At 58.2% G+C, this 15,332-nt stretch carries 14 protein-coding genes and 2 pseudogenes; 4 read left to right on the forward strand and 12 right to left on the reverse strand.

The window, feature by feature from the left end; genetic code table 11:
• Positions 1 to 57: 57 nt before the first annotated feature.
• The 7 genes from ACIQTZ_RS12435 to ACIQTZ_RS12465 all read right to left on the reverse strand — a co-directional run bounded on the left by ACIQTZ_RS12435 (position 58) and on the right by ACIQTZ_RS12465 (position 8,639).
• Positions 58 to 1,389, reverse strand: a complete 1,332-nt coding sequence (locus ACIQTZ_RS12435; RefSeq protein WP_402981029.1) for an aspartate aminotransferase family protein — start codon at positions 1,387 to 1,389, stop codon at positions 58 to 60.
• Positions 1,386 to 2,897, reverse strand: coding sequence for an APC family permease (locus tag ACIQTZ_RS12440; RefSeq protein WP_402981032.1), 1,512 nt, complete (start codon positions 2,895 to 2,897; stop codon positions 1,386 to 1,388). Before ACIQTZ_RS12440 ends, ACIQTZ_RS12435 begins: the two co-directional genes overlap by 4 nt.
• 227 nt (positions 2,898 to 3,124) lie before the next feature.
• Complete coding sequence (locus ACIQTZ_RS12445; protein ID WP_402981035.1) at positions 3,125 to 4,330, reverse strand: M20 family metallopeptidase; 1,206 nt, start codon at positions 4,328 to 4,330, stop codon at positions 3,125 to 3,127.
• On the reverse strand, positions 4,327 to 5,433 hold the full coding sequence (locus ACIQTZ_RS12450) for an amidohydrolase family protein (RefSeq protein ID WP_402981038.1): 1,107 nt from the start codon (positions 5,431 to 5,433) through the stop codon (positions 4,327 to 4,329). The genes ACIQTZ_RS12445 and ACIQTZ_RS12450 overlap by 4 nt, the downstream gene beginning before the upstream one ends.
• Before the next feature lie 43 nt (positions 5,434 to 5,476).
• The gene (locus tag ACIQTZ_RS12455) at positions 5,477 to 6,775 is read right to left on the reverse strand and encodes a glutamine synthetase family protein (protein WP_402981041.1); all 1,299 of its coding nucleotides are present in this window, start codon (positions 6,773 to 6,775) and stop codon (positions 5,477 to 5,479) included.
• Positions 6,776 to 7,132: 357 nt separating this feature from the next.
• A complete protein-coding gene (locus ACIQTZ_RS12460) occupies positions 7,133 to 8,044 on the reverse strand; it encodes a MurR/RpiR family transcriptional regulator (RefSeq protein WP_402981044.1) in 912 nt (303 codons plus the stop codon).
• Between the two features lie 292 nt (positions 8,045 to 8,336).
• Complete coding sequence (locus ACIQTZ_RS12465; RefSeq protein WP_402981141.1) at positions 8,337 to 8,639, reverse strand: NAD(P)-dependent oxidoreductase; 303 nt, start codon at positions 8,637 to 8,639, stop codon at positions 8,337 to 8,339.
• Positions 8,640 to 8,744: 105 nt separating this feature from the next.
• On the opposite strand from ACIQTZ_RS12465, the pseudogene ACIQTZ_RS12470 reads away from it, so the two are divergent.
• The 4 genes and pseudogenes from ACIQTZ_RS12470 to ACIQTZ_RS12485 all read left to right on the forward strand — a co-directional run bounded on the left by ACIQTZ_RS12470 (position 8,745) and on the right by ACIQTZ_RS12485 (position 11,136).
• A pseudogene (locus ACIQTZ_RS12470) lies at positions 8,745 to 9,155 on the forward strand (glycerate kinase).
• Positions 9,139 to 9,258, forward strand: a pseudogene (locus ACIQTZ_RS12475) (hypothetical protein); the annotation flags it as partial. The pseudogenes ACIQTZ_RS12470 and ACIQTZ_RS12475, both read left to right, overlap by 17 nt.
• A 34-nt stretch (positions 9,259 to 9,292) precedes the next feature.
• Entirely contained in the window at positions 9,293 to 9,412 is a 120-nt protein-coding gene (locus tag ACIQTZ_RS12480; protein ID WP_402981047.1) for a glycerate kinase, read from the forward strand.
• Between the two features lie 1,583 nt (positions 9,413 to 10,995).
• Positions 10,996 to 11,136, forward strand: coding sequence for a hypothetical protein (locus tag ACIQTZ_RS12485; protein ID WP_402981050.1), 141 nt, complete (start codon positions 10,996 to 10,998; stop codon positions 11,134 to 11,136).
• Between the two features lie 188 nt (positions 11,137 to 11,324).
• Here the strand turns inward: ACIQTZ_RS12485 and ACIQTZ_RS12490 are convergent, their stop codons facing one another.
• Genes ACIQTZ_RS12490 through ACIQTZ_RS12510 form a run of 5 tightly spaced genes read right to left on the reverse strand, consistent with a single transcriptional unit; the run spans position 11,325 to position 15,319 of the window.
• Positions 11,325 to 12,125: an HpcH/HpaI aldolase/citrate lyase family protein gene (locus tag ACIQTZ_RS12490; protein ID WP_402981053.1), complete on the reverse strand. Its 801-nt coding sequence runs from the start codon at positions 12,123 to 12,125 to the stop codon at positions 11,325 to 11,327.
• Positions 12,125 to 12,970 (reverse strand): carbon-nitrogen hydrolase family protein, encoded by an 846-nt coding sequence (locus ACIQTZ_RS12495; RefSeq protein ID WP_402981056.1) that lies wholly within the window; start codon positions 12,968 to 12,970, stop codon positions 12,125 to 12,127. Before ACIQTZ_RS12495 ends, ACIQTZ_RS12490 begins: the two co-directional genes overlap by 1 nt.
• Complete coding sequence (locus ACIQTZ_RS12500) at positions 12,967 to 13,641, reverse strand: RraA family protein (RefSeq protein WP_402981059.1); 675 nt, start codon at positions 13,639 to 13,641, stop codon at positions 12,967 to 12,969. Before ACIQTZ_RS12500 ends, ACIQTZ_RS12495 begins: the two co-directional genes overlap by 4 nt.
• Positions 13,638 to 14,414: an amino acid ABC transporter ATP-binding protein gene (locus ACIQTZ_RS12505; protein ID WP_402981062.1), complete on the reverse strand. Its 777-nt coding sequence runs from the start codon at positions 14,412 to 14,414 to the stop codon at positions 13,638 to 13,640. The genes ACIQTZ_RS12500 and ACIQTZ_RS12505 overlap by 4 nt, the downstream gene beginning before the upstream one ends.
• On the reverse strand, positions 14,411 to 15,319 hold the full coding sequence (locus ACIQTZ_RS12510; RefSeq protein WP_402981065.1) for an amino acid ABC transporter permease: 909 nt from the start codon (positions 15,317 to 15,319) through the stop codon (positions 14,411 to 14,413). Before ACIQTZ_RS12510 ends, ACIQTZ_RS12505 begins: the two co-directional genes overlap by 4 nt.
• Positions 15,320 to 15,332: the final 13 nt, after the last annotated feature.

Here is a 15,332-nt window from a genome sequence, read left to right on the forward strand (position 1 = left end):
GAAAGCCTTTCGTTTCACGTCTTGTGCATCTCTTCAGACTCAGACGTGTTGTGATGTCTACCAGCCCACGAACTTTTCAACATCCTTATCGGTCACCCGGCCGGCGATCGCGTCACTGATGGAGCGGTCGATGATGTCGGCAGCCTGATCTATCTGCTCGTCTGTGATGACGAGGGGAGGGGTGATTTCCAGAACATTGCCGCCCACGTAGTGAACGATCGCCCCTAGTTGCCAGGCCCGGTAGACCGTTCGCTGGGCCAGGTCGTTGTCGGGTTCCAAGCTTGCTCTGTCCGCGACGAGTTCCACGCCTAGTACGAGGCCTTGGCCGCGGACCTCGCCGATACGGTGAGCTGACCGGCCGGCCTCGATCCCGTGTCCGTCTGCAATCCGTTGCAGCGCCGCGAAAAGGCGCGCTCCTGCAGTTCTGGCCCGGCCAGCGAAGTCCTCCTCAATCAGCGTCCGGATAACGGCCCGGCCAGCGGCAGCACAGATAGGGTTTCCAGCGGTGGTGAGAAGAGCCGAGGCAGGTGCAGTATCCATGATGGTTGCTGGTCCTACCGCGGCTGAGAGGGGTAGGCCTCCACCAAGTGCTTTCCCCAGAACCACGATCTCGGGTTCTATTCCGTCCAGAGCAAAAGCGTGGAGAGAGCCTGGGCGTGCCAGGCCAACTTTGACCTCGTCACAAATCAGGGGGACGGCAAAGCTCCCGCATAAAGCGTGCAGTTCGGAAAGAAACCCGGCCGGCGGGATGACAAGCCCGCCGTCAGAGAGGATGGGTTCAACGATGAGGCAAGCGATTCGACCCGTTGCAAGGTGGTGACGGGCCTGGTCCAAAATAGCGTCAACGGTGGAGGCTATATCACCCCCGTTCGCCGGACGGAGCGGGTTCGGGTAGGGCAGAAAAACGACGTTGTTGTCCCGCTGTTGGCCTGAAGCCACGTGAACGCCGGAAACCGCCATCGCCGTGCCGATGCCGCCATGGTAGCCGCCTTCAAAGGCCAGGACTGTGGGCCTGCCTGTGGCATGGCGGCATGCCCGGATGGCGACGTCGTTGGCGTCGGAGCCTGAATTGCCTAAATAGACTCGACGCTCCCCGGTGCCGGGCACCGCAGACAGGAGGTCCTCTGCCAGACCGACTGCCTGCGGATTGGCAGCTGACAATGCGCTGGCACCAGCGGCGTTTCTGACAGTTTCACTGACAGCAGCAACAATGGCCGGATGTCCGTGTCCTAGACCTGACGCGGTCCAGGAAGCGGACAGGTCCAGTAATTTGCGCCCGGATGGCTCGAAGAGAATTGATCCGTGACCGCGCTCAACTTCGGCCGGGAAGAAGCGAAGCCGTTCAATGGCTGCGATCGAACGGCCGTCCCGCTCGTACAGACTCGTCATTGTGAGAGGGTTTCCGTGCCTTGCGGCTCTGTCTTCCGGACCGGGTCAAGGTTCAGTTCCTTGGTCAGGGCGATGCCCACCTTGACTGCGGCCCGCGAGGCTGCGAATGCCACGATGAGCCCGATGCCGCACCAATACAGGCCCAGCAGCGGTGCCGCGTCCGGAGTGGCCGCGTCCTTAACGTTGAACCAAATGACAAGGGCGATAATGACAGCGCCAACGGCCGGGAGCGCGATACCCAGAAAGCGGCTGCGGCCACCGTGGATGACATCAAAACGGCGGTTTCCAGTGAACCAGATGGCGGAAACTTCGACCATGAAGTAGGCCACCATAAGGCACACCGCACCTGCGACTGCGAAAAGAAAGTACATGTCGATGGGCGGATTGTTGGTTCCCATGACCGGCCATCCCGTAAAGCTGCAGAGGAGGCCTGCTACCAGCGCCAGGATCACGACAAGGATCGTTGCGCGGCGGGGAACCTGGTTCTTCTCATCGAGTAAGCTCAGCGATGATGGACCGAATCCGTCCCGGGCGAAGGCGTAAATCATGCGTCCCGCTGTGGCGGACGTGGCGACGTGGCAACCGAAAGCGGCGCAGATACCGGTGAAGATGATGATCAGGCTGAACACCGTACCGATGTAGTCATGGCCGAGGTCACCGAGCGTGTTGCTGGACGTTTGCATACGGGCCAGTCCGGCGTCGTCGGTTCCGAATCCAATGGTTTGGGAGAACATGACGACGGCAAACAAGACACCGGTAATAAGTAGTGTTCCGCCGAGCGCACGGGGAATGTTCCGTTTGGGATTGTCCGTTTCTTCCCCGAGGGACGCGCACGCTTCGAAGCCTGCCCATGACAGGAAGGCGGCGACCACCCCAGCCATTATCTGGTCAACGTTCACCCCATCGAAGCTCAGGACAGAGAAATCCACCCCCGTGGTCGAGGCTCCGCCACGGGCGAAAATCACTACGACGAGGACGATCATGGCGACGATGCCGACGCCCTCGATGATGAGCAGGATTTTTGCGATCATGGCAGCTTCTCGGCCGGCCAGAACCAATGACAAAACAGAGCTGACGATCAGCAGCAGCGGCCAAGGGATCTGGAACGGGTCCGCACTGCCTCCTTGGAGCTGCACAAGCAGCGAGTTCACGAAAGCTGCCGTCAATGAAAGTGTCCCGATGGAGAAAGCCAGATACGCGCCCAGCATGGCAAAGCCTGCGAAGAATCCGGCGCGCGGCCCAACCGTCCCGCCCACCAACGCGTAGGCGGAACCGGCGTGGTTCAGATGCCTGGTTAGCCGAACGAAACCGTACGCGACCAGACCGACTGCAACCAGACCGATGACAAAGACCAGGGGAATCGATTTCCCAACGATGCCGATGAGGCCTTGGCCGTTTCCGGACATCGCCAGGGTTGGCCCGACTGTCGCCAGTGACAGTGCCAGGGCAGCCCACAGCGGAAGCTTGGGCTTTGTTTTAGTGGAAGCGTGATTCGAAGAGTCCCGCATTGTTTCTCCTGGAAGATTAGAAGTGGCCGTGACGCCCTCCCGCGTTAGGAGGGGAGAGGCGGCGTATTGTCCGGGCCTGGGTTGAGGGGCGGAAGGATCAGTCCTTCAAACGGGTTAGGCCGCATGTGGCGGTCATCCCTGTGGCTTGGACTGGCAGAGCATAGGGGTTTGTTCTGCCAGTCCAATGCACGTTGGGCCCAGCTCCGGTGAAAGTCGGTGCGTGGGTGTTATGCCTTGATGACCGCAGCGTCGTCGCTTCGTGTTAGGGCATGCGTGACACCAAGTGAAGCTGCAGCGGCGTAACCGCTGAGCATTGCATAGGCCACGTCACGGACGTGGGTATTGTCCGGGGCAAAACTGCTTGAATGGAGTCTTTCGTTTTGGTCGTCGGTACCAACGAACATCATCAGCGAGGGGTACTTCTCGCAGAAGTATGCGAAATCGTCTGAGCCCGCTGACCGGAGGGTGCCGTTGATTTCCAAGCCCATTCGTTGCAACAGGGGCCGGGTTGTGAGCGCGAGCGTCTGATCATTTTCCAGGACCGGCTCCCCATGAGTGATTTCAACGTGGGCGCTACACCCGTGGGCGGCAGCGACATTCTTGGAGATATCTTCCAACCTGCCCAGGATGTGTTTCCGGACTGGGACGCTCATGGCTCTGACGGTTCCTCGCGCTGTTGCCGTTCCGGGAACCACGTTGGGGGCGGATCCGGCGCTCAAAGTTGTCACGGAGAGCACGGCCGATTCCATGGGATCGGTGGTTCTGCTGATGATACTTTGAAGGGCCACCACAAGTTGGGCCAGAGTGAGCACCGGGTCGACGGTCAAGTGCGGGTAGGCGGCATGGCCGCCCTGGCCGTCAACGGTGATCTTGAACTCGTCAGAGGAGGCGTTGACCGCGCCCGTGGTACATGCGACCGTGCCCTTGGGAAGGAGCGGTTGCAGATGCGCCCCAATGGCCGCGATGACTTCTTCGTTGTCCAGGCTTTTGTCGGTGCAAATGTCCTTGGCGCCGGAGGGGTAGGTTTCTTCCCTCGGCTGGAGGATAAGAAGCAATGGTACCGTTCCTGCGGTATCCGCAACAGCCCGCGCCAGAGCCACCGCAGCGGCCATGTGGACGTCGTGGCCACAGGCGTGCATGACGTGTGGATGTTCCGATGACCAAGCCAGCCCCGTGGTCTCCTGTGTGGGCAATGCATCAAGTTCAGCACGAAGCGCCACAGCTGGTCCCGTGCCTCCGACACGCACCAAGGCCCCCGTTTGGGCGACGGGAACAACCGTGGCTTCAAGCGGCAGGGCGTTAAGGAGTCTTTGACAAGTCGGTCCCTCAGCCCCGGAAACATGTGGGAACCGATGAAGTTCTTCGCGCAGCCGATATGCTTCAACGAGTTCTTCGTCGAGACGGGCCTGAAGAACATCTAAAAGATCGTTCATGAACGGCCACCAGCAAGCTTATAGACCCGCGTTGCGTTCTCAGTCGCGATCATATTCACAACGCGAATTGCGTCGTCCTCGGACCAGTCACCTGCGTCCACCCATCGCTGGAGCACATTAGTCATGCCCTGTCGCCATAGCGCAGAGCCCAAGTAGTGCAGCTCAGCCGGGCCCCAGGCGTCAGATGAGAAGAGAAGCTTGGAAAAAGGCGTCAACTCAAGGGATTCAGCAAGGATTTGTTCGGACTGCACCCCCGTGTAGTTAACGCCGAGACCGACATCGAAGTAGACGTGCGGGAAAACTTGGGCCAAGTAACCCGCTTCCCGATGGTAGGGGTAACAATGCAGCAGCATGATGTCCACCGAGGCGGGCTCAATAAGCTTGATCCATGGTGTCAACAGCAGTGGGTTGCAGCGGTCCAGACGCAGATCGGGATCCCCGTACCCGGTGTGAAGTTGTATAGGCAGTCCCCGGTCGACGCCGGCCCAAAGGAAAAAGCGCAGTAGAACAGGGTCTTCGACTTTGAGCGGGCCACCATTTGCAAATGCTTCCAACCAATTCCGGGCCGCTTCGATTACGGCGACTTTGGCGGGCCTGGCGGGTTCGAAGTCAAAACCCCACCGGTAGGCGATGATGCTCTTGACTCCTACTGCGTGCGTGGTGGCGTTCGCTAAGGCCTGCACGTACCGCTCGGGGAAAGACTTCGCCGTCACACCGGATTCCACGATGGATTCCGCCACTGCCTCCAACCTGACGACTTCGCTGGCACGTTGCCCAGCGCTCTGGCCCATCTGTTCCGGGTTGAGGATTTCATCTCCTCTGTATCCGGTCTCCACGAGAAAGTGGCCGACGCCGGCACCCGACAGAAGGCGGCGATTGACTTCGTCCGTGCCCAAGGATGCCCGTGCTTTCATGTATTCGGCCGCGGCGGCGTGCCGGGGAAGGCCCAATACCGGCGCGCACCAGCGGCGGATGGCGAAGCCCACCTGCGAGTCGAACTGAGACATCCAGGCGGGAATGGCACGATCCGACTCGGTAATGAGGGTTTCGAAGACGCTTTGGGAAACGTCGTCCTTGAGAGCTCCGTGAACGTGGTGGTCCACCAGCGAGACGTCCTGGATAGAGCGGCTGAGGAGCGTTTCCTTTCTAGTAGACACTTGCAACCTTCCGTATCTTCTCCACGTCGTTAAGCGAAGCCGTCAGTTCCGCCTCGTGGCGCTTGACAGCGATGTGGGTTGAGAGGAGGTCCGGGTCAAACCAGGATGAGACGACGTGGTCCTGTTCCAGGCATACAAGGGCTTCCTCGAGCGAACCCGGAAGTTCTGGGACATCGGCCCGCTCCGCCTCGGTGGATTCTTCACTGAAGACCTCGGGAAGAGGGTAGTCACGGCCTCCCTTGATGCCGGTGAGTCCGGCACGGATGAGTACGCCTAGCGCCAACCAAGGATTCGCGGTAGCATCCGCTGCCCGGTATTCAAGGTTAAACTGGCGTTCTGGTGCTGAACCGCCCATCGAGCTGGTCGGGCAAATGCGTAGCAGCGCCTCACGGTTTCGTTCGGCAAGAAAGACTCCGCCTGCGCTCCATCGGTGAGGAGTCAGCCTATGGAAAGAAACGGGACTCGGTGCTGTCCAGGCGGTCAGCGCCCGGGCATGCCGCAGGACGCCGCTGCTGAACCTGGCGCCAATCTCAGAGAGGCGCCCGGGCCGGGTTTCATCAAAAAGCACAGGCCTTCCCTGATCATCGACAAGGCTGATGTGGATGTGCACGCCGGTCCCCGTACCGTCAGGATCCTGAAGAGGGGCGAAGGATGCCTGAAGGCCTCGGCGGATCGCAAGATCGCGAACCAACTCGCGAAGCAGGACTGCCCTGTCTGCCGCGATCAGGGCCTCGGACGGTTCGAGGGTGATTTCAAATTGGTCCGGACCATATTCGGGCAACCAGTTCTCCGGGGCCAATCCGCAGTCAGTCAGCAGTCGGATGAGATCCGACCCGAATGGTTCCGCGTCCCGATGACGCCGGAGCGAGAACGGATCTGATGTCGGCAGCCCATTAAGGACGAACTCATGTTCGAAACTCGCGACAACCCGCAAGCCAGTGGCAGCTGTGAATTCGCTCAGCGCCTTCCGTAGGAATGTACGCGGGCAGCACCCCCAGTCGCTCCCGTCCGGGTTTGTCAAATCGGCCAGAAACAGCTTCATCCCCGGCGTCTCACCATCGGCCGGGACAGTAATTTCGGAGAACTTGTCGGCCTTCAGACGCAGGTCCCCGGTTGAACCGAATGCGCTTTTGGGAGCGATGTCTCCGAAGGCGGTGATGCCCAAGTTGGCAGGAACCCACCCAAGGCCCGACCGAAGCACGGAATCGTACGACTCCGACGGAGTACCCCTGCCGCGCACTTTGCCTGAAAGGTCGCAGGTGGCGACGAAAATTTCTGGATATGTCATGAAGGCCTCCCGGCAATGTGGTCTACCAGTGGACGCAAGGTGTCTTGGATCACGTCACTCGTTCACAACCAGTAAAATTCATTACAACGAACCAGTCAAGAGAGAGTTTGTAATAAATTAGACAGATTGGGAAGATGGCTGCCGCTGAGGAGTAGCCCGGGTATAGCTTCGGGCGCGCATGACGCAGCGGCAGGAATGTGCTGGCGCGTCAAGGCGAAAGCTGGCTTTCACTGCCGTACGAGGTGCAGCGCTATTGCCAAAGGGCTCCACCGCTATGCGAGGGCGTTGAGGGAAGGACGTGGTGGTCCCAGAAGCAGGCTCAGGGCGCCCACACAGCGCCGGACGGTTTCTGGCGCTTTACGCGCTTGGTTCCCCAGGCTGCATGGCTTCGATACGTGTCAGACGTTCGCGTGCGGGCCTGCCAATGTGATCGGCCACGGCAGCAATGGTTTGCTCAACAACCGCCATTGCTGATACGAACGAGTCAAATGGGCTAGGCGCCTCAACGCGAGCGGTGAGCACCGCCTCTGCGACCTCCGCGGCCGGAGACAACCACGGGTCCGTGAACAAAATGACATGTGTCCCGCCTCGGCTGGCGATGTTGGCGAATTCAATGACGTCTCTGTCATAGCGCCGGAAATCGAAAACCACGAGGACATCCCGTCTCCCTAGATCCAACAGGGCGGACATCTTCTCGTGTCCACTGCCCGGCACCAGCCTCACATCGGGTCGCATCAGGACAAGGTGGGTGTTCAGATAGGTGGCCAATACGCTGCTGAATCTGCCGCCGATGAGGTGTACGTTCAGCCGCCTGTCGGCGAGGAGTTTGACGGCTGTCCTCATCTCGGATTCCGGGAGAGCCTGAAAGGTGTTGACCAATCCGTCCACAAGAACAGCCGTCGAATCGGACCCAACACGTGCCCTCCCATCATTGGAATCCGGTTCGCTCAGGCGCCTTAGTGGGGAGCCCATCTCCTCATGGACTTCCCGGACAAGAGCCTTCTGAAAAGCCGCATAACCTTCAAACCCCAAAGCGGAGGTAAATCGCAACACGGTGGGTGCGCTCACCTTGGCCCGTGCGGCCAGGTCAGCCACAGTTTCGAGCCCAGCGGCCGGGTACGTCGCCAGGAGAGCCCTGGCCACTTTGGTCTCGCTGGGGCTGAACCTACCAAGCTCAGACCGAGTGAGCTCCGCAACGGTAGCTCCCAATAACTTGCCAGTTCTTGAGTCTGAGTGGGTCGCAGCGCTGCGAGCTTGATTCTGCGTCAAGGAAACCTCCGCTGCATCCGTTCGCCCTCAGGGAATCGCCCAGCTCCGATGTGGGAGCTATTTCTGATAAGAAGCTGAAACAAATCTTACATCGCCCCCGATAGCGCCTTGAGAATGACAAGACGTTACACCCTTCCGCTGGACAAACGACGGAGCAATACCTTTCCTTATCGGACCCTCGACTAGCCAAACTGAGGCGGCACTGCCGTCCTTCAACGCGTCCGCCAGCCCATTTAGCGATCACCTGACGGTGTTTTGCAGTATGCGACCGTTGCGGAGAGCAATAAGATTTTCACGAATAAGCTGCGCGGCCCCCCGCGGCCTTGCCGTCTATATGCGGCGGGACGACCAAGTTCTTTGCTGTCCCCAGCGGTGAGTCCTGAGGTAATGGCTCATTTTGGGTGACATCAATCACAGCCACTCGGAGACGTCCGTTCTCCAGCGCGTCAACGAGTGCGGTCTCGTTAACTGTCAGCCCACGCCCGACGTTAATAAACACAGAGCCGGGCTTCATTTGGTCGAAGACCTTGTCATCAAATAGGCCAACCGTGTCAGCGCCCTCGGGCACCAGCGAAATTAGGACATCCGTAGTCAGTGCGGCTTCTTCGTCACGTAAACGTTCTGGTCGTCAACGAAAGCGAACTCTCCCAACTCCTGGGCGACACAAATCACCGGCAGAGTAGGGCGTGCACGGATCCTTATCGCCCCGGATTCATTCAAAGGGTCCGCAACCGCCGACACTGTTGTACGGAGTCTTGCCCGTGGATGGTCAACCGTGCGCCCTGAGGACCACATCCAGCTCGCTCCCATGGCCGATGGCGGCGAGCGTACCGTGGATGCCTTGGCGACCGTTTTCCACCGATCCGAACGCCGCACTGTCAAGATCACCGGCCCCGATGATTGACCTTGTGAAACTGAGTGGCTGTCCTCCGACCCTCTTAAAGGCAGTACCGGGGTTATCGAACTGTCGGCCACCAGCGGTCTCACTCTCATGCAGTCTCCCGCAGCTAGGGATGCGTACAGCAGGGGCTTCGGACAGGCCATTGCCGCTGCCCTGGACGCTGGTGTCACCTGGCTAATCCCTAGGCGTTGGTGGAAGCGCCTGCACTGATGGGGGAGAGGGAATGCCTCATAAACTTGGGTGCCGGATCCTTGACTCTGTGGAAAACCGATCGGACCGGGTAATAGCGGCGCTGGAATGGCCAACAGCGTAGACGCCAACCACCCCGACCCTTGCCGAAAGACGGGGTGGTCATTTTGACCGACGTCTGGAACCCTCTGAACGGGGCCAGCGGATCCGCGGCCGTGTTTGGACCGCAAAAAGGTGCCCAGTCGAGCGATATCGAGGACATGGACGCTACGTTGTAACGGTTCGCGTCCGTTTTTGAAGTGGACCCGCAAAGCCGCGGAGCAGGAGCGGGAGGTGGAACCGGGTACGGCTGATGGGATGGGGAGGGACTTACTGTCAGGGTCGGACCATGTTGCAGAACTTTTTCAGCTACCGACGCGCCTAAAGGACACGGATATTCTGATTTCCGGAAAGGACCGATTCGATAAACAATCCGACTTCGTCAAAGTTGTCGGAAGACCCCGCGTCTGGCAGACTCGGCACGTTTTCCTGACTTTGTCGACCGGAAGCACAGAAAGCAGCCATGAACGATCCGGAACGCTATCTGGTCCGGGCTGGCGCACGGCTAGCTTCACGCTTCGAAAGAAAACCCGAGTACTCCGTCGTGGAGCCATAGACGACAACGATTGGGCAACCCTTGGAATAGGTCGCTGCTGCGTTGTCGCGGCTAGCTGCGGCGAATCACTTGTGAATGTCCGCCCACGCCCCTTCGACGGCGAATTACAAGTGAACTGTCGCTGGGCGACACTACGACAACAAGTCACGGAAAGTGAGACTTTGACCCTTCAGCAATGAATTTCTCGCAGCGGTGGACCGCTGCACCTCTGCGGCAGGCCGCGCGCCGATCTTACTGGTCGACGTGGATGAGGTGATGTGCCGGTGGGAGAACCACTTTGTGGCGTCCCAACGGAGCATGTTCCCTCAATTGGTCATCGCAGATGCAGGACAACGAGAGCGTTTCAACCTATTCGATGGGCTCAGTCTCAGGCTACTGCCGCTGTAGTGGATGAACCGGGTTATTCGCAGACTGGAAACCGGTGGAGGGTGCGATCGAAGCCGTGAACGACATGCGGAGGTCCGGCATCGACGTAGCCCTTTGTACGAGTCCGTGGCTCAGTAATCCGACTTGCGCGTCCGATAAATTCCGTTGGATTCAAAGGCGCCTTGGCCCAGAAATGGCGGAGACTACGATAATTACCAAGGGATAAAACCAGAATCCGCGGTGATACTCTCATAGGTGATAAACCTCAAATCACGGGAAGCAATCAGCCAGAATGGGAACTAATCCGGTTCACGTATCAATACAACAGAAGTCTATCCGGCTTGCGGATCCACGAATGGTTAGACTGGCGACCAGTAATCATCAGGCTCTACGACTCAAGTGGCAAAAAATGGCAGTAAAAGCCAGCATCTTCGAATAAGACGGACAGGAACGCCAGTTTCATCAGTGCTTGGAGTCCCGAAGCTCAGCTATTCTGGCCATGCTAGTGCGGCTTTGTCGCGGCCAAGGGGCTGGCCAGCAGCCGACTTTGCCTTGGTGCGACGGACGCTGCTTTGCGTCGGCTGAGCCTTGACCGGGATATGCTTCTCATGGCCTCAAGTTTCTGCCGTTCAAATGGTCCCATTTAGGAACTCATTTGTCTGTCAGTGACCTTAGGTCCACCTTGGCCAGCGACAGTATCAGTGGCGGCCAGCGGAAACGAAAGGAGGTGATTGGGTGTTATCACGAAAACAGGCAACAGCCATGCCCGGCGCCTCTTGGTCGAGGCAGTCTGGCACCATCGGCGGCCCTATAACAACGACAGCCGTGAGATACGTGCCCGTGAGTAAGCAGCCGACGCAAAGCAGCGTCCGTGGTCACCAAGGCAACCACGGCCTGCATCACAAATGGGACCAGCTCGAAGCCCGTCACAAAGGCCGGGTCATCGCCAACGTCGCCCGAGACCTGGCCGGCTGGTGCTGACCAGCAGACCCTTCCTTGCGGCGGAAACCAACCCGTACATATCAGTCTGACAGCACCAAAGTTCAGTCTGCCAGCGCCAAAGTCGATCAAAACGCGCCAGCCACCATCTCAAGCCCCGAACGGACACGAACGCGCGGTCCACGACAATCAGCGGCGGAAGGCGTACCCCTGTCCTCTTGACAAAAGCCCTACCTATCAGGCGCGCGTCCGCCGGGATGTTCAGCGGAGACGGTAGGGCTCAAGCAAGACGTACGGGCGAACCGTGACTTGGCAGCAGAGACTAGGCCGGCGAACCCGTTTGACAGAGCAGTGTATTCGTTGGCTACCACGATGCCGTGGGCGCCGTTGTTGATTGCAAGTTCTTGCTCTTGTTCTGACCATGCCGGCAGAATCCAACTCTTTCCTGCGGCCTTACATGCATCGGCAATACGGCGAATATCGGCGAAATCGTCTTCGGTCCGCTCGTAACAACCCCTCCCTCGGCGAATAGCCAAATCGCTGGGACCCGGGAAAACGCCATCAACCACAGGAAGCGCAACAATCTGCTCGATTTCGAGAAGAGCAGATTCATCCTCGATCATCGGGTAGCACTTTATGCTACGGTCCTGATCGGCAATCCACTCCGGTGTCAGGGATCCGTAACCCAGCGCGCGCTCCGCCGCCAGGCTACGATCACCCAGGGGAGGGAACTTTGCATATCCGCAAACTTCTCGAGCATGGGCCGTTCCTTGAATGTGGGGAATAATGACGCCGTTAGCGCCAAAGTCCAAGGCTCGCTGGATGCTGGCTCGTTCTGGTGCGCGAACCTTGACTAATACCTCCTTTCCATATGAATGGACGAGCGGGATCACCGCGTTTAGTGTGCTTTCGTCGATGGCACCATGTTCGGCGTCTATCACGAAGAAGCTGACGTCTTCTTTGGCGGCTATCTCAATGGCGGCAAAGCTACCCGAGGCAATCCAGGCGCCTAATCGGGGAAGAGCGTTCATTAGAGCTCCCGCAAGTCATATACGTCCGGGCGACGATTTGCCAACGATGGAACCCGCCGTCGAACCTCATCCTGGATGCCAAAGTCGATGTCTGCTACGGCAATAGTCCCCGGTTTGTCCGGAGCCGTTGCTAAGACTGTGCCCCACGGGTCAACGATCATACTCCGGCCGTAGCTCCGTCCATTTGGCTCGTAGGCTCCGATTTGTCCTGCGGCAATCATAAAGATCTGGTTCTCCACGGCTCGGGCGCGCACAAGCAGTTCCCAGTGGTCAGCTCCGGTTGTGAATGTAAATGCGGCGGGTAGGGCAACAATTCGCGCTCCCTTCATGGCGTAGAGACGAAAGAGTTCAGGAAACCGCAGGTCATAACAAATCGCTGTTCCTACACCTACCCCATCTACTTCCGAAAAGCTGATGCGGGATCCAGCCTGTACGTCATCAGATTCGCGATAGCTAAAACCATCGGCAAGCTCGACGTCAAACATGTGCATCTTGCTGAAAGTAGACACGCGCCGGCCAGTCGGGTCGAACAGCTGTGAAGTATTGGCGGTTAAATCGCTGCCGGCTACTCGCTCGTGAAGGCTGCCGCCGACCACCCACATGCGGTGCTCTGCGGCCTTCTCAGCGATACGCTGGCTGAAGAAGTCACTGCGAAGATCCCGCGAGACCTCGCGCACCCTGTCAGCAGTTCCCATGTAGTCGATTCCTTCAGGAAGCACAGCTAAGCGCGCTCCATGTTCGGCGGCCAAGTCAAGGACGGCTTCGACTTCCTCCAGATTGGCTTGAATGTTTGATCCTGACGATGTCTGGCAGGCCGCGACCCTTAATTCATCTGGGATGCTCATTTGGTTCTCCGGTGACTAGAAGAGGACTGCCGACCATCTGTATGGGTTGCAGCGAGGGCACCTGTTAACACGCCAAGTGGTGTGCCCGCCAGGAACTGGCGGATAAAATCTGCTTCTTGGGCCTCTGCTGCCTCCCAGCGAGGGAGCTGCTCTGCCGCAACAACAGGGTCAATCACAAGTACGCCGTCATCGTCGCCAACAACGATGTCACCACGAGCCACGCTTACGCCGGCGACCTTAATCGTTCTACCCAAGGACCCGGAACCATCGTCAACGTACGTCGTGCATACCGACCGGCCACGAGAAAAGACCGGTAAGCCGGATGCCGCCACCTCCTCCGAGTCTGCCACCGGCCCATCTATGACTATCCCGCCCGCACCTCGTTCTGCAAGCAATGTAGCGATAATTCCGCCAACTGGTGCTCGCCATCCCCCACCTTCGCACGCTATGACGATCACGTCGCCGGGTTCCACTGCATCCACCGCCAAGTGTACGTACGAGGCGTCGGGCACTCTGATGCGAACAGGAAGGCATCGCCCTGTCATTGCAGTGCCTGCCACCAAAGGCCTCAACGGCCCCAGACTACGGGCCGACGGATGGTGGCCGATGGTGGCTGGGCTGAGCGCCGCGAGCCGCAGCATGAGGTCGCCTTCAGGTGACGCAACACTCATGTGCGTTCCATGCGAGCTAGAAATGAACGAAGACGCGGGTTTGTACTCTCCTTCATGATGTACTCTGGACCACCTTGCTCGACGACGACCCCGCCGTCCATGAATACAATCCGATCGGCGACATCAACGGCGAAGCCGATTTCGTGAGTTACGACGATCATGGTTTGACCTCTGGATGAGATGTCACGCATCACGGCCAGTACATCACCGACGAGCTCGGGATCCAATGCCGAAGTAGGCTCGTCGAACAGCATTACTTGAGGCTGCATAGCCAGCGCACGTGCGATGGCAACGCGCTGTTGCTGTCCACCGGAAAGTTGGCTCGGATAGAAACTGGACTTCTCACTCAGACCAACAAGTTCGAGCGTCTCCGTTGCGCGAATACGTGCTTCACCGCGGGGAACTCTGTTAACTTCGACCGGAGCGAACATGATGTTTTGCAGGGCAGTCATGTGGGGGAATAGATTGAACTGTTGGAAAACCATGCCAAACTTCCGACGTTGCGCCGTGATGTCCTTGGCGTGACGGTGCCGGAGCCGTCCGCGGTTTACCTCAAAACCGATGATCTCATCATTGAGGGAGATTTCCCCTCCATCAATCGACTCGAGCTGGTTCAGGGTCCGAAGCAGGGTAGACTTTCCACTTCCTGATGGTCCGAGAATGACGACGACTTCACCAGCATGTATGTCCAGGTTGATGCCTTTGAGTACCTCGATGACACCAAACTTCTTCTGAAGTGAACTAATACGTAGCAGCGGATCAGCTGTTCTCATCTCCGGGTTCCCCTTCCATAGAATCGCTCGATTCGCTTTTGGAAGTAGTCGAGCACTGTTGTGATCGCGAGATACCAGATGCAGGCGACCACTAGAAGCGGAATCACCTTGAAGTTCTGGTTATATATCGATTGCACTGAATAAAGGAGATCGCTCATTGCGATTACAGAGACGAGCGAGGTTCCCTTTAGCATGCTAATTACTTGGTTTCCCGTCGGTGGGACAATAGCCCTCATCGCCTGCGGAAGGACAATCCTTGTGAACGTTTTGAATCTTCCAACTCCGAGCGATTGTGCAGCCTCGGACTGTCCATGAGGGACGGAGAGCAGACCACCGCGTACAATCTCGCACATGTAAGCCGCTTCATTGAGGGCTAAGCCGAGGAGCGAGGCGACAAAGGGGGTGATGGCCTCGTTGGTATCGAGGACGAACAATGGACTAGATGAAAAAGGCAGGTCAATCCGGATTTCTGGAAGAAAGATTGCAAGATTGAACCAGAAAATCAGCTGAACAAGCACCGGTGTTCCGCGGAAGAACCACACAAACGCATCTGCAGGGATTCTGAGCAGCACACTTGGCGACATACGCATGACGGCTAGCGCCACGCCGCCCACGATTCCAAGAGCCATGGCAATTACGGTCAGTTGAAGGGTCATCAACAATCCGCTAACTACTGTTGGGAACGCTAGGTAGCGGAGGACGGAATCCCATTCAAAAACCTCGTTCGACGCTAGTCCGATGAGAACCGCCGCGAAGAGAGCGAAGAATATGCCGGACACGACCCATAACACGATGTTGGGTCGTCGTGTGGCCAGTCTTGCATCCGTCGCAAGTATCTCCTGGTCCGTACTATCGCCTTTGCTTCGTTGCAGTGGATTAGTTGTCATGATCAGGTTGTCTTTCACTTATCCATATTTA

The sequence above is a fragment of the Paenarthrobacter sp. NPDC090520 genome (assembly GCF_044769205.1).
Taxonomy (GTDB): domain Bacteria; phylum Actinomycetota; class Actinomycetes; order Actinomycetales; family Micrococcaceae; genus Arthrobacter.

Excerpts from the sequence above, each read along its gene's own strand:
- ACIQTZ_RS12490 (WP_402981053.1), bottom strand. The coding sequence starts at position 12,125 with ATGAACGCTCTTCCCCGATTAGGCGCCTGGATTGCCTCGGGTAGCTTT.
- ACIQTZ_RS12495 (WP_402981056.1), bottom strand. The coding sequence starts at position 12,970 with ATGAGCATCCCAGATGAATTAAGGGTCGCGGCCTGCCAGACATCGTCA.
- ACIQTZ_RS12455 (WP_402981041.1), bottom strand. The coding sequence starts at position 6,775 with ATGACATATCCAGAAATTTTCGTCGCCACCTGCGACCTTTCAGGCAAA.
- ACIQTZ_RS12505 (WP_402981062.1), bottom strand. The coding sequence starts at position 14,414 with ATGAGAACAGCTGATCCGCTGCTACGTATTAGTTCACTTCAGAAGAAG.
- ACIQTZ_RS12445 (WP_402981035.1), bottom strand. The coding sequence starts at position 4,330 with ATGAACGATCTTTTAGATGTTCTTCAGGCCCGTCTCGACGAAGAACTC.
- ACIQTZ_RS12440 (WP_402981032.1), bottom strand. The coding sequence starts at position 2,897 with ATGCGGGACTCTTCGAATCACGCTTCCACTAAAACAAAGCCCAAGCTT.
- ACIQTZ_RS12500 (WP_402981059.1), bottom strand. The coding sequence starts at position 13,641 with ATGAGTGTTGCGTCACCTGAAGGCGACCTCATGCTGCGGCTCGCGGCG.
- ACIQTZ_RS12435 (WP_402981029.1), bottom strand. The coding sequence starts at position 1,389 with ATGACGAGTCTGTACGAGCGGGACGGCCGTTCGATCGCAGCCATTGAA.